This window comes from Bacillus sp. JJ1122 (genome assembly GCF_036964885.1).
Lineage (GTDB): Bacteria > Bacillota > Bacilli > Bacillales > Cytobacillaceae > Mesobacillus.
This window is the reverse complement of record NZ_JBALQL010000002.1, coordinates 37,201-50,004: the sequence shown is the minus strand read 5'-3', so window position 1 is coordinate 50,004 and position 12,804 is coordinate 37,201. Positions and strand designations below refer to the sequence as shown.

Below are 12,804 nucleotides of genomic sequence, written 5' to 3'. Positions count from 1 at the left end.
GCTAGGCGCTGGAGCTGGATTAAGTAAATCCGGCTTGAGTTATCCACACCTAAAAAATTTTATAATTTCCTAATCAAAAACAAAACCCGGACTGGTCTTTCAGCCGGGTTTTGCTAGTTTATCTTTTCTTTTTTATACTGGACATCAACAGAAAAGGCAGAATTCCAAACCACCTGTATAGAAAGGTTGCTTCTGCTTCTTTTTTTGCCTGTTTCATTTTTTTTCTTTCTTCTTTTGGCTGATCGATGTACTTCACAAAAGTCTGGGTAATATATTTCACATAATCATTTGTTTTCATGTTTACACCTGCCTTCTTTCGATAACAAGTATAACCATCTCTGTTCAATTCATACTAACAATAATTTCCTTTACAATTTCTGAAACGGACTTTGAGGTCGTATCGATTTCGAAATGTGCTGTCTGGCGGTATAGTGGCAGCCTGCTGCTGTACAAAGATTGCGCTGCTTCTAGCTTATTTTCTTGCAGCAAAGGTCTTGAGTGATCTCCTCCCAGCCGTTGAAGTATTTCACCGATTTCCGCATATAAAAAGATGACGGTTCCGCTGCTTCTCATCTGACGTCTATTTTCTTCAGTTAATACTACGCCTCCACCGGTTGCTATCACTGCATCATATTGTGGCATCGTTTTTAATACAGCCGATTCAATTTCACGGAATTTAGCTTCCCCTTCGCTAGCGAAAATATCATTAATTGATTTTCCAGCAGCTTCCACAATTTCAAGATCAGTGTCAAAATGGGTAACGGTTAATGCTTCGGCAAGCTTCCTGGATACTGAAGTTTTGCCAGCACCCATGAAGCCAATCAAGTAAATGGCATTCATTTAAAAATCCCCTATCAATTTCTTTCTATCCATTTTACCATCCTCCCCAATTGCTTGTCATATCTGCCAGTGCCTATGGCTCTCTCTCCGCTCTTAAGCTTCAATGTAAATGTTATTTCTTCCATATTTTCCGAAAGCGATGTTTTATTAAATATCACTGTACCATTCTTAAAGTCAATTGTGCCTGTTGTCGGTAAACGATCTGCAATCATCATCGACTCTGCCTGCTTTATTGAACATAGCATATAATACTCTTCCAGCCGAATCACTTTTGTTTCCTTGGAAAATCGCTTCTCTGCCACATACTGTTCCGTGACCGTCAGCAAAAATAAAGACATTAGTATGAGGAAAATCAATGTTAATGGGTATATGAAGCCTTTTTCATTTATGACGAAACCTCTCCTACTTTGATATAATTTTGAAACCTTGCAAAATGCTTAACTCCATTAAGATCAGATGCGGTCATCTCGAATCCCTCCTCAATCCTTTCGAATCGAAAACTAGAAAGGTTTTGCAATAAGATTTCATGCCCTTGAAAATCCACTCTTCTCCGTATGCTAGTGCCGTACTTTTCATAAAGAATTACCTTTCCATCAATTTTCATCATGATGTTCTCTGGGTTAACTGTCATTTCGTCAGCAGAGCGTATTTCCTTTTTGACCTGGCTGCTGAAGATTTCCCACTCCATCCTGCGTATCCCGCTCTCAATCAGTCCATTATCCAGGATCACTCTCATGCCGACAGGAAATACCGAAGCAATCATTAAAAAAGTGAGCAATGACAAGAGCATTTCAAGGAAAGTGAAACCCCTGTCATTCAACAAAGGCACATTTCTCATTCTCTTTTTGATTCTCACCAGCATAATGCACACATACCTCCCTTGATGTACTGATATCCTCCTTGTAAACAGCTACATCGAATAATACTCCATCCCTCCAAACACTCCCCCTGCCCGATTCTGATCCGGTAATTTTTATATACATCAGCTCGTCAAATATCACATGATCAGCCGCAGCATCCTCTCTTAGCTGCACAGTTTGGCTGATAACCATTAGAGCAACTGGGAGAATAACGGATGCCGCCATGACAAAAGCAGCCAGTGAAAGAATCATTTCCGCAAGAAAGTAACCATCACTCTTCCGTAACATAGAATCTGCCCTTTCCAATCAAAATCATCAGCTTGTACGTCCTGTTTTTTATTTTTATATAAAGTGAACCAAAACCATCGATATTCCCGTCTGGCATATATTGAAAATATAAACTCATCGACCCTTTCACTATCTTTATATCAGGCGAGTAATGCCTTTTTATCAAATATGCATCCCCATATTCATTACTCCGAATATAGTAAAAATTATTTTCCGGCATGATATGGACGGCTATTTTCTCTTGATGGGAAATGGCATACTGTTGTGCATAAAGAAGGTCTGATTTCAATTGAGCAAAAAAGAGGTTCGTTTCAAGATTTGCATCTTGCGGAGTGAATAAGAAGATTGTGGTTGAGCTGAGCATGAAAAGTGCTGACAGGACGACCAGCATTTCCACCAATGTAAAACCTTTTGAATTATTCATATACTATTGTTTTGTAACTGCACCATCTGACGAAATCAGAAGTACTGATCCGTCCGGGCATTTACCTTCATCGCTTTTCAGATACCCTTCTGTTTTTAGCTCGGCAAAAGTCGGGGTTTTATTATGATCGATTTTATAAGCCTGAACCTGAGCCTCTACTGTCTTCATATAGGCTTCGCAGCCCTTCGTATTAATATTGGAACTATGCTTTGAAATATTAGGTACTGTTATGATTAATAAGACAGATATCACCAACAATACAATCATCATTTCAATCAATGTAAATCCTTTTTGATTTTTCATTTTGTTTAATACTCCTTTTAAAGATAATTTATATTCCTTGTAACAACTGGAACATTGGAAGCAAAATCGCCAGGTACAATGATATAATCAGCAGTCCAATAAAGCTGTATAATACCGGCTGGATGATTTTCATTGTTTTTTCGGTCCTTTCTTCCAGCTGATTAAGACAATGCCTGCTGTAAAAATAAAGCTCTTGATCCAGCTTGCCATTTTTCTGGCCATGGCGGACAACCCTTGCCAATTCGTCTTCAAAAAACGGGTATGCATCTAATGCGGCATCCAAATCCTGCCCCCTGGAAAGCTTGTAAATAATCCCCTTTCCTATTTCCATTAAGAATGGTTCGTGCCGATTGTTCTCAAACACTTTCAACGCGTCCAAAACTGAAAGGCCCCCTGAAAATAAATAGCTCAATTGAACCGAAAAAAAATGGGTATAAAAAAGCTTTAAAAGCTTGCCTGCCAGAGGCACACTTGTAAGCTTTGCTTTTTGTTCAATAGGAGAGAGCTTTTTAAAAACCAATAAGTAATAACCTATGGTCAAAATAATTGATGCTAACACGGAGTACAGAATAAATGGAAATATGGAGGCGGTTGAATAAATAAACTGCATAAATAAATTAGGGGAGAGATTCATGTCGGTAAAAAGCGAAGTGAATTTTGGGAGCAGGAGCCGGTCAACGAAGAAAAATAACACACCAGTCAGCAGCACAAGAAAAAGCGGATAGGAACCAATCTTTTTCAATCGCTGAAGGTCACTTTCCCTTTTAAGCACCATTTCGCTGCCTTCTTTTACAGCATGAGCCAGACCTCCATGCTGCTCTGCAAAATAAACATAGCTAACTAAATCCTTATTAAACTTAAGCTGTTCAAGTATCAAATACAGTGGATACCCTTCACGTAATTGACCAAGACTATTTTTTATGTCATTCTTTCTTTTCTTCTCAAGATAAAATGTTAATGACTCAATCGCTTCTGCTAATGGGTAGCCACGGGCCAATAATTCACCTGCCCTTTTCAGGAATCGGGCCTGTTCCTCAACTGGCCATTTATTATCCTTCATTGAGCACCCACCTTTGGTATTCTGATTCCTTGATATAACCGAGCGCAATTCCTTTTGTGATGGCGTCTTTTAATGTTTTATAGTGGTAAGAATGTGGTTCTCCTCTTGCTTCTTTAAGTACAGCTATAAGATCCCTTCCTGTAAGAATCTCAAAAACATTCCCCCTTTTTCCGCTTCCAGAAGAATAACAAAATGGTGAACAACCATCATCACAGTATCTGCATGTCAGCTCGACAAGTCTTTGGGCCGTCACGGCAATGAGCGTCTGTTCAATTTCCTGCCAGTTGATGCCAAATTCGATCAGCCTGTAAATCGCTCCTTTCGCATCCCTGGTATGCATCGTGGTCAATACAAGATGGCCAGTGAGTGCGGCACGGACTGCAGTTTCAGCAGTCTCTTTATCCCTGATTTCTCCAACCATGATAATGTCAGGATCATGCCTTAATATCGCCTTCAAGCCTGCAGAGTAGGAAATGCCAGCCCGTTCGTTCACTTGGACCTGCAGCACCGTTTCACTCGGTTTTTCAATCGGGTCCTCTAGTGTAATAACATTGCGGTTCACGATTTCCGATGTTTCAGACAGCATTGAATAAAGGGTCGTGGTTTTGCCGCTGCCTGTTTGACCAGTTTTTAGGGATAATTTTTTATAAATAAAAAAGACTCTAAGCATTAATGCCTAAAGTCTTTAAAATCTTTGCTGTGTTTATTATAGCTTCACTGGATGGTTCGTTAAAAACTATTACTGATATTTTGACAGGTTTCTTTTTTTCATTTGTGGCTTTCCCCATTTGTTGCACCCCATTACATGTATGTAAGAAGTTATTTAAAAACCCCTTCTGACACGTACTTGCAAATAAAGATGAGAATAGGACATTGTTTAATTAATTTAATAAATAACCTGTGTTTTTGTGATATTTCAAAAACTTAGTATTAAGGGAGTTACAGTTGCGGCTATTAACCATCTACTTTTTTATTTGCTATAACTTCCTAATTTAAGAAAAAGAAGGTGAACAAATGGGACAACGCTTACCGTATAAACAAGAAATAACTTATCCAATGATTCGCTATATCAGACTTGCAAGGAACTGTACCCAAGAAAAGTTTGGACGAATCTCGGGGATAGACCAATCAGTAATTGCTAAGTTAGAGAAAGGTGAACTTGATTTAACACCTATTTATGAAAGTAGGATCAGGCAGGCTATCCGTTCTTTGCGTATAAGCAATCATGAGATAGATGCTATTAGAAAGTTAATTGAAATGAAGGAAATACGGGGTTATAAGGCATGAATAAACCCAAGAAGGATTTGTTAGCACAGGAGATTGTAAAGACATTCGATATATCGGAAATAGATAAAAAGCTTCACTGCCAATTAGATAAGTTAAGTAACCTGAATAGCCTAAAGGTGACTCATCAAAATGAAATAGATGAAATTAATCGTCAACTTGCTATTAAGAAACAGTTAATCCTAGTCTTGTTACATTCAAAATCTATATTACAGAATGGGGAAAGAGAAAATGGCTAAACAATTAATCTCAATAGACCGTAAGGAATTGGATAATGCAATTGAGGAGATGTCCTTATTTACAGAAACCAAAAAGGTTATTACTGAATATGAAAAGGAAGAATCAAAGCTAGATGAACGGCAAGAACATCTAAATACACGACTGTCAGATTTAATGAAAAAGCAAGTAAACAACTTCCAAGAACAGCAGGTTTACCGTAATGTAGATGATTTAATTTATCTTCAACTGAATGCTAAGGAAATTAACAATGAGATTGCCATTTTGGAAACATTGTTAGAAGAACTAAAAGAAGAATATCAGAAACTCAAATTAAAGTTTGCACCTGCCTTTAAAGATGCTAGTAGTAAGGATAGTTCAATAATCAATATGAAGTATGGAATGACAGCAGTATTAGAACAAGTTAAGTATGATTTACTAACTGCTTTAATGGATCTGAAAAAGGGTTTAGATACGGAATTACAACAAGTGTCAAAAGCTAATGAAGTACTAATGGATAAACAGGTCAATGAGAAATATAGAACAACCTATAATGTCCTTTCAAACAGTAAAATTAAACCTGTGTTCAGCTATCCCTATCCTTATTTGATTAACCGTAATGAAGTTTGGGCCGCCTGTGATGGCAGTATAACAATGAATAATCCTAGAAAGGAAGTAGAAAATGATTAAACATAATCCATTAATCAAGATTATTCAGGGTATTGAACAGTTAAAACAGGAACAAGAATCAAAAGTTGATTACGACAAGGTTGCAGAATTTATACAAAAAAGAAACGATATAAGAATTAGAAAAGAAAAAGCTACTGATTAACAAAGTCAGTAGCTTTAGGTGTTTATTTTAGTTTGTTCAATAATAATCTTTTCATTTAACCACTCTTTAATGACTTTTATTATCAGTGATTTCGCTTCAGTTATGTCCATTGGGTTTGGCGGTGGTTCACTATCATCAAACCCATGTCTTGCATCATCACCTAATATAGTTACACTATTGGCTGTACGTCTAAATAGAGTACGTTTTTTATCAGTTATCCATCCCTTATCAGATACCTTTCTTTTTCTTCCTAAATCCCCTTCAATTACTTCAAGAAGTCTATATAAATTTACCCAGCTATCTATCCCTTTGGATAAAAGCCTTATTACAGTATTAACATTCTCATTAATTTCTGCTAGAACTAACCAATTTGATTGAACTGATATTACATCATCATCATCATCTTCTTCTTCTATAATTTCTCCATCCCTAATAATCGTCAATCTTGCCGTCGCATATGATCTGCCTATCATAATTGATGTATCAAAGAACTTGCTAACACGTTTTCCCCCATCTTCTTCGATTTGCACAATAGAATCTATCTGTAAACTATTAAAGAAATCAATAGTTAATTTTCCAATCCCATTAATCCTTTGTATCAATTCTTTTGCTTTATTAAGTACTTCCGTTGAATTCTTACAATCAGTAAAATGGATTGATTTTAGTATATATTGATTATCATCATCATCTTCTAATTGAACACATGCTTCAAGTGAATTAAAAACTTCTGATAAACGTTTCAATTCATATTCTTGTCCGTTTATCCTTGCAAACCATTCGATTTTAAACACATCCAATCTAAATAACTTTAAATTAAAACAACCAATCAATCACAAAACTATACCATATTCTACCACAAAAAAGCCTAGCAACTATGGCATATTTTTTTCAGACAACAGTTCGGGGTAGGGAGTCCCCCATGTCCCCCTAGGATACCCTTCCTTAATCTTTGTTATATTCCTAAAGGATCTTACCAAAGATTAATCTAATCAGTATAAACCCTATGGTGATTATTACTTGTTGTAGTATGGATAACTTCCATCTTCCCTTCTTTTCATTTGAATCCCCTGTTCTTTTCATTTTGAAGTACCCTTCGCTGCCTACCTTGTATTTCATTTCTATCATGCTTACTTTATCCTTCTTTCTTTCCACAGTACTTTCCCCCTTTATACTGTCCTTATTTCAATAGTCGGAATAAGCAAACTAGGACGTTCACTATATTTCTTATTTATTTCGTAAGCCTTCCTCAGTATTGTCCCTAGAAGTATGGGAATTTTCGTTTATTTATTATCCTTACTTTTGAATTACCGTAAATCATCATAAATAATACATTGCAAAAGTTGCACTAAAAGCAAATAAGTAATCTAGGATTATATATAAAATAATATATTTTCAAAAAATATGTACTAGTAGGGGGTGTGAATTTGTGGATAACTACAATAATCCTTCATTGGAAATAAAGTCTAACTGTTTATAAACTGTTTATATTTATATAAATTCTAAAGTGTCATATCTTTAAAGTATTGACACCTATTTTAGAGTTCTGTATTATCAAGCTATCAATGTGGTTCATAACTTAGTGTCAAAAATTCAGGGGGAAATAACATGAAATATGGTTACGCAAGGGTAAGTACTGTTAATCAAGATTTAGAGTCCCAATTACAAGCATTAGAAAAAGAAGGATGTGACAAAGTATTATCCGAGAAGTTTACAGGAACTAAAGCAGACAGACCAAAATTTAAGGAACTGCTTACCCTGCTTCAACAAGGGGATACATTAGTAGTAACCAAGCTAGACCGTTTTGCAAGATCCACTATTGATGCAATACAAACAGTAAAGGAATTATTTAATAAAGGGGTAAAGGTACATATTCTAAACATGGGGTTAGTAGAAGATACACCTACAGGAAGGCTTGTATTTAACGTTATGAGTGCCTTTGCTGAGTTTGAAAGAGATATGATTGTAGAACGTACCCAAGAAGGTAAGGCTATTGCAAGGCAACGTGAGGACTTTAGAGAAGGTAGACCTAAGAAGTTTACAAAGAAACAGATAGCACATGCATTAAAACTGTTAGAAACTAACTCATATAAAGAAGTAGAAAGCATGACAGGAATATCTAAAAGTACGCTTATACGTGCTAAGATGAAAACAGTACTTTAACAGTACTGTTATTGTTATGAATAATTTAAGAATGAACTATTTCATTAACACTGTTATTTCTTTATGCACACGTGGGAACATATCAATCAGCTTACTTTATAGGAAGCTATTTACAATTGGATTTATGACTATAATAATTTTAAGTATAGGTATCAAAAAAAGCACCCAAGCACAATTTTGCACATTGTAACTTCATGATATTATTGTAATTTTGTCTAATAATTGGTCCAAATAAAAGGCACCCATTAGGGTGCCATTCAAATTATAAAGGAGTTACTTTAACTAAAATATCACGAATCTTATCACTTTGAGACTTATTTTCTTCTGTAAGTAAACTCGCGAAGATATTGAAATCCCTTATTTCGGATTGTACATGAGGAAGATTACCTGCTGTCTTTTCTAACTTTCGTAAAATATTAGGTATGAATCCCATTGAATCTGCTTTATGATATGCTGTTCCAGCCCTTAAATAATAACTAAACGCATTTATAAAAACCTCATTTTCAGTATAAAAGTCCCCTGTTAGTTCGTATAATCTTCCTTCTAATTTAGAGTTGTCTTCAGAAAGATCCTTCAACATTCTTTCTAAACTGTTGACTTTTGAGTTCACGGTATTTCCCTGTTGCGTAACCTTTGATTCCACTGTACTGATTTCCTGAGTAAACTTAGATTCCAATGTAGAGATTTCCTGAGTAAACTTAGATTCTAATGTACTGATTTCCTGCGTTACCTTTGATTCCACTGTACTGATTTGCTGTGTAAACTTCAAGTCCAATTGATCATTTACTTCCTGTTTCAAAGAAGGTATTGAATTGTTTTTTAAGTCAAGCAAAACTGACGCTTTAATCTTTTCAATTTCATCTTCCCTAAATTTTCTCATTGTAAAAAAGTTTGCGGTTAGAAAAATAACTAAAATAGTGATTATGCTACCTATTGACCAAGTAAGCATATCTTTGTAGTTCTTGTTCTGTTCGACAAGAATAGTGATTAAATCTTTTAATTCCATAACTTCCCCCCCTTTTCACGAATACAATTCGACAAAAGGAGATATTTTCCTGCAAAGGTAAAAAAATTAAAAGGCTAAACACACCCCTGAACTATTAGGAAGGACGTAAATAGTCAATGATTGAATATCACAAACATGTGTGATTATATTATTTGCGACAATTATTACCCCTACCTATTACTTTCCTTACCTATTCTCTTATTAAGTTAGTGGTATAGGTATTTTTCCCGTTGTGAAGACATTATTATATTCGTTAGTTCAAGTGAGTTTGGCACACTTTTTTATAAAATAATATAATTTATTTTCATCTTTATTTTATCAAGTGAACGGGTAACTTCTGTATGATGGTTATACCCTGCCACTTTAGCTAAATCCCTGTAACTTAATTCAGGGTTACAATACAAAGCTTGTAATAGCCGTCTTTCTTTGGTGTTAAGTGAATCTTCATTTAATATTTGTTCTACTGTATCACGGTCTATAACATCACTTTCAACATTAACCCGTGGGTCAGGAATATAGTCAGCTGTTTCTTCCTTTAATGGCAAGATATTTTTTTCAAAACTCCCCTTTTCAGTTTTAAGCTTTCTAGTAAGGTCGATTCCCCTTCGTTCAATAACAAGACAAACCGTTTCAAATAGATAAAAGTCCTGATAATGATTATATTCCATACACACTTCCCAAACTACTTCATAGAAACGGCTAATAAAATCGGCTGTCGGTATCTGCTTATATCTATTCCCCCAATATGCTGCCTTACGGTTGATTGTAAACTCTAATTGTTTTAATAGCCTGTTTAAATTAAATTCCGAACGATTCATCGCATATTCTTCCCATAACCGTTCTATCTGTAAAATGTAATCTACCTTTTCAGGTCTTCTTTTCTTAAGTCCTTCTAATTTTCTTTCAGCCATAGGTAGTAGCTTTAATTCAGCTTGTTTAACTAACATGTCCATTCACCTTCTGCAACTTTATTAACGGTTATTCCGTCAAAAAGGGACTTGCAACAATCGGAAGGATTAGGACACCTAAACTTATGTATTCACAAAAGATTCACAGAAAAAAAATCCATATTAACTTATGATAAAGAAAGAAAGGGGGTGGGGTATATGTTTAGAGTTGAATTTGTAAATGTATTTACACAGGAAATTTTAAGAGAAGTTCCTTACCAGGATGAAAAGGCAATCCTTGAAATAATCGATATGCTTAGTTCAAAGCCTGAAAATAGCAATGATACATATCTTATTGACAGTCAATTCAGATCCCTTGATGCTGAGTATGTTAGTCATTCGAAATTGGAGGATGATGGGGTAACCGTTTATAAGCTATTCTTTAAGGTCCAGCTATCAGAAAAGCAATTAAAACTTCAAAACTAAGATAAATTGTTTTCTCTTATTCCCTCAATGGCATATCTGCTGTTAGAGGGATTTTATGTGTGTTGAAATAAAAAAGGAATAATCAATTATGATTATCCCTATTTGTAAATTATATTAATGGTTGGAGATTCCGCACCTTTTTTATAAGACCACAATATCCCACTCATTAAACCATGTAATAATCGGTTTACCTGTTCATCAGAATAGCCTTCACCATCTAAGAATTCCCATTTACCTACAAGGCTATCAATAGCTTTTATTTGTTCCTTTAGGGTGTTTATTTTAGCTGACGGATCTTCCTTCTCCAATGCCAATATTTCTTCTTCTATATGCCTTATTTCTTCTTCCCTTTCAGATATCCTTTCTCTTAAAGTTAACATGTCATAAATCCCATTTTCATAAGCTAAGTTTATCCTTTGTATAGCCGTATTAGACTTGCTTAATCGTCTAATTAGATTATCCTTTCTATACTTTGTGTTATCTTCCTGTTTACCTTCCTCAAGCGTTTCTAGTGCCTTTAAAAGGCTGTCTTTATGTTGCAATACTTCTTCCTTAATTAAAGCTAATACAGGATTATAGTAAAAACTCCTGTTACCACACCTACAATGTTTAATGTAATACTTATCAATATGAGGATGGTAGTTATTTCCTTGTACCTTTCCACAATTAGCACAGTAAATAAGGCTAGTTGTTGGATAAATCCTATTCTTACTTCTAGGTGCTTTAAAGGTATATTCTTTAACAATTTTATTAGCCGATTCCCATGTTTTTTCATCAATAATGGCTTGGTGTGCATCATGGACAATAATCCATTCTTCTTTCGGTCGAATCTTACTTGAATGTTTACCAATAGTTCTGTTACTAACGATCATTCCTTTATAAGCCTCATTGTGTATTATTCTAAGAATGCTGTTATAGTGAAAGGATTTCCCTTCCCTTGTTTCTAATCCCATGGTTTCTAACTGTCTGATAAGGTCAGGAATTGTCGTACCTTTAAGTATTTCTGAAAAGATAAACTTAATATCATCTGCACGTTCGTTAGGAACAAGTTTTTTGGTTTTAGTGTCCTTGTTATATCCTAATGGGGCAATACCGTTTGTCCAGTTTCCTTGCTTTTGTGCGTATTCTTTCCCCCTTCTCATACGCTTTAAGATTTGTTTATATTCTCCACTAGCAATAAGGTTAGTTATCCCTAATAAAAGACTGTCATCATCCCTTGATAAATCATACATTCGATAGGGTGTAACTATATAAGTTTCTGTTTCAAACAGTATCCTTTTTATAACACTAGCGTCATATTCATTTCTAGAAAGTCTATCTATATCCATTACTACAACAGCGTCATAGCAATCCTTTTGTATTCGGTCTAATAGCTTAACCATTTGTTCTCGATTAATAATAGTGCTACTTGATGCCACTTCTTCAAATATTTCATAAGACCATCCATTTTCATTACATAAATTAATGAGTGTTTGTCGGTGGTTGGCTAATACTTGTTCGATTCCTAAGTTTTCTTCATCACGACTTAAACGTAAGTAAACCGCAACATGTTTTATGTTTTCATTGTTAAAAAGCAATATAATCACCTTCCCATAGGGTAATTATATATTGTTATCCCGAAGTACTCAACTAGTCGGACCAGTGAAAATAATAAGGCCATGTGCATGCTTTAATAATGAGATTAATTTTTTGGATGTTTCCGGGAATAAGGAAATTTGAAAGGAAGGGATTTGATTTTGCTGCGGGAGTAATCGTATTACCATACTTTCATTTTTATAGGCTGGCAAGGTGGAAATCCTTAAGCCTATTTTTGTGTCGAGATATTGATAAGTATAAGCACCGCTTTGCGGCCGTCTTTTTTCACCAATATCCATGGATGCGGTGAATTTAAAGTGTGAAATGAGCCGGTCGCAATCCGCTTGTTCAAGCGTAAAACGAGGGAGGAGCTGGTTCCCAAGCCTAAATTTGATGAGTGTGTCTCTTTCACGGGGAATGATGTGGATATCAGAGGCTCCGCTTCTTAAAGCATCCTTCAATACATTTTCTGCAAGTTGTTCAATTGACTTTACAATAGGTATGCACCGCCTTTTTCGTAATAATAAAATATTTCGCTAAGTCCTTTTTATCTCCTGCCGATAATTTTGTTTAAATGTGTATA

General features: G+C 35.3%; 21 protein-coding genes and 1 pseudogene. 6 read left to right on the top strand and 16 right to left on the bottom strand.

Annotated features, from left to right (window positions below; genetic code table 11):
* Positions 1 to 118: 118 nt before the first annotated feature.
* The 10 genes and pseudogenes from V7201_RS02265 to V7201_RS02220 all read right to left on the bottom strand — a co-directional run bounded on the left by V7201_RS02265 (position 119) and on the right by V7201_RS02220 (position 4,563).
* Positions 119 to 298, bottom strand: a complete 180-nt coding sequence (locus tag V7201_RS02265; protein ID WP_335375157.1) for a YqzE family protein — start codon at positions 296 to 298, stop codon at positions 119 to 121.
* 44 nt (positions 299 to 342) lie between these two features.
* A complete protein-coding gene (locus tag V7201_RS02260; RefSeq protein ID WP_335375156.1) occupies positions 343 to 840 on the bottom strand; it encodes a shikimate kinase in 498 nt (165 codons plus the stop codon).
* Positions 841 to 854: 14 nt separating this feature from the next.
* Positions 855 to 1,178, bottom strand: coding sequence for a competence type IV pilus minor pilin ComGG (gene comGG, locus V7201_RS02255; protein WP_335375155.1), 324 nt, complete (start codon positions 1,176 to 1,178; stop codon positions 855 to 857).
* A gap of 47 nt (positions 1,179 to 1,225) precedes the next feature.
* Positions 1,226 to 1,702, bottom strand: a complete 477-nt coding sequence (comGF, locus tag V7201_RS02250) for a competence type IV pilus minor pilin ComGF (RefSeq protein ID WP_335375154.1) — start codon at positions 1,700 to 1,702, stop codon at positions 1,226 to 1,228.
* Positions 1,653 to 1,988 (bottom strand): hypothetical protein, encoded by a 336-nt coding sequence (locus tag V7201_RS02245; protein ID WP_335375153.1) that lies wholly within the window; start codon positions 1,986 to 1,988, stop codon positions 1,653 to 1,655. Before V7201_RS02245 ends, comGF begins: the two co-directional genes overlap by 50 nt.
* Complete coding sequence (gene comGD, locus V7201_RS02240) at positions 1,972 to 2,412, bottom strand: competence type IV pilus minor pilin ComGD (protein ID WP_335375152.1); 441 nt, start codon at positions 2,410 to 2,412, stop codon at positions 1,972 to 1,974. Before comGD ends, V7201_RS02245 begins: the two co-directional genes overlap by 17 nt.
* Before the next feature lie 3 nt (positions 2,413 to 2,415).
* Positions 2,416 to 2,715, bottom strand: coding sequence for a competence type IV pilus major pilin ComGC (gene comGC, locus V7201_RS02235; protein ID WP_335375151.1), 300 nt, complete (start codon positions 2,713 to 2,715; stop codon positions 2,416 to 2,418).
* A gap of 28 nt (positions 2,716 to 2,743) precedes the next feature.
* Entirely contained in the window at positions 2,744 to 3,775 is a 1,032-nt protein-coding gene (gene comGB, locus V7201_RS02230) for a competence type IV pilus assembly protein ComGB (protein WP_335375150.1), read from the bottom strand.
* Positions 3,765 to 4,415 (bottom strand): annotated as a pseudogene (locus V7201_RS02225) (ATPase, T2SS/T4P/T4SS family); the annotation flags it as partial. The pseudogene V7201_RS02225 and the gene comGB, both read right to left, overlap by 11 nt.
* Before the next feature lie 22 nt (positions 4,416 to 4,437).
* Positions 4,438 to 4,563 carry a hypothetical protein gene (locus tag V7201_RS02220; protein WP_335375149.1) on the bottom strand — a complete coding sequence of 42 codons (126 nt, stop codon included), beginning with the start codon at positions 4,561 to 4,563 and terminating at the stop codon, positions 4,438 to 4,440.
* 226 nt (positions 4,564 to 4,789) lie between these two features.
* Between V7201_RS02220 and V7201_RS02215 the strand changes: the two genes are divergently transcribed.
* From V7201_RS02215 to V7201_RS02200, 4 genes are read left to right on the top strand one after another with little or no spacing between them, the layout of a single operon-like run.
* A complete protein-coding gene (locus V7201_RS02215; RefSeq protein WP_335375148.1) occupies positions 4,790 to 5,062 on the top strand; it encodes a helix-turn-helix domain-containing protein in 273 nt (90 codons plus the stop codon).
* A complete protein-coding gene (locus V7201_RS02210; RefSeq protein ID WP_335375147.1) occupies positions 5,059 to 5,298 on the top strand; it encodes a hypothetical protein in 240 nt (79 codons plus the stop codon). Before V7201_RS02215 ends, V7201_RS02210 begins: the two co-directional genes overlap by 4 nt.
* Positions 5,291 to 5,965, top strand: coding sequence for a hypothetical protein (locus tag V7201_RS02205; RefSeq protein ID WP_335375146.1), 675 nt, complete (start codon positions 5,291 to 5,293; stop codon positions 5,963 to 5,965). Before V7201_RS02210 ends, V7201_RS02205 begins: the two co-directional genes overlap by 8 nt.
* Positions 5,958 to 6,107, top strand: coding sequence for a hypothetical protein (locus V7201_RS02200; RefSeq protein WP_335375145.1), 150 nt, complete (start codon positions 5,958 to 5,960; stop codon positions 6,105 to 6,107). The genes V7201_RS02205 and V7201_RS02200 overlap by 8 nt, the downstream gene beginning before the upstream one ends.
* 14 nt (positions 6,108 to 6,121) lie before the next feature.
* On the opposite strand, the gene V7201_RS02195 is transcribed toward V7201_RS02200, so the two are convergent.
* Positions 6,122 to 6,904 carry a hypothetical protein gene (locus tag V7201_RS02195; protein WP_335375144.1) on the bottom strand — a complete coding sequence of 261 codons (783 nt, stop codon included), beginning with the start codon at positions 6,902 to 6,904 and terminating at the stop codon, positions 6,122 to 6,124.
* A 163-nt stretch (positions 6,905 to 7,067) separates the two neighbouring features.
* Complete coding sequence (locus V7201_RS02190; RefSeq protein ID WP_335375143.1) at positions 7,068 to 7,259, bottom strand: hypothetical protein; 192 nt, start codon at positions 7,257 to 7,259, stop codon at positions 7,068 to 7,070.
* Between the two features lie 453 nt (positions 7,260 to 7,712).
* Here V7201_RS02190 and V7201_RS02185 point away from each other — a divergent pair, with 453 nt between their 5' ends.
* Positions 7,713 to 8,267, top strand: a complete 555-nt coding sequence (locus tag V7201_RS02185; RefSeq protein ID WP_335375142.1) for a recombinase family protein — start codon at positions 7,713 to 7,715, stop codon at positions 8,265 to 8,267.
* 262 nt (positions 8,268 to 8,529) lie between these two features.
* Here V7201_RS02185 and V7201_RS02180 read toward each other — a convergent pair whose 3' ends face one another.
* Together V7201_RS02180 and V7201_RS02175 are read right to left on the bottom strand one after the other, a co-directional pair.
* Positions 8,530 to 9,273, bottom strand: a complete 744-nt coding sequence (locus tag V7201_RS02180) for a hypothetical protein (RefSeq protein ID WP_335375141.1) — start codon at positions 9,271 to 9,273, stop codon at positions 8,530 to 8,532.
* Between the two features lie 281 nt (positions 9,274 to 9,554).
* The gene (locus V7201_RS02175) at positions 9,555 to 10,220 is read right to left on the bottom strand and encodes a hypothetical protein (protein ID WP_335375140.1); all 666 of its coding nucleotides are present in this window, start codon (positions 10,218 to 10,220) and stop codon (positions 9,555 to 9,557) included.
* A gap of 159 nt (positions 10,221 to 10,379) precedes the next feature.
* Here V7201_RS02175 and V7201_RS02170 point away from each other — a divergent pair, with 159 nt between their 5' ends.
* On the top strand, positions 10,380 to 10,646 hold the full coding sequence (locus V7201_RS02170) for a hypothetical protein (RefSeq protein WP_335375139.1): 267 nt from the start codon (positions 10,380 to 10,382) through the stop codon (positions 10,644 to 10,646).
* Between the two features lie 98 nt (positions 10,647 to 10,744).
* On the opposite strand, the gene V7201_RS02165 is transcribed toward V7201_RS02170, so the two are convergent.
* Positions 10,745 to 12,223, bottom strand: a complete 1,479-nt coding sequence (locus tag V7201_RS02165; RefSeq protein WP_335375138.1) for a recombinase family protein — start codon at positions 12,221 to 12,223, stop codon at positions 10,745 to 10,747.
* Between the two features lie 48 nt (positions 12,224 to 12,271).
* Positions 12,272 to 12,706 (bottom strand): ATPase, T2SS/T4P/T4SS family, encoded by a 435-nt coding sequence (locus V7201_RS02160; protein WP_438825005.1) that lies wholly within the window; start codon positions 12,704 to 12,706, stop codon positions 12,272 to 12,274.
* Between the last annotated feature and the right edge of the window lie 98 nt (positions 12,707 to 12,804).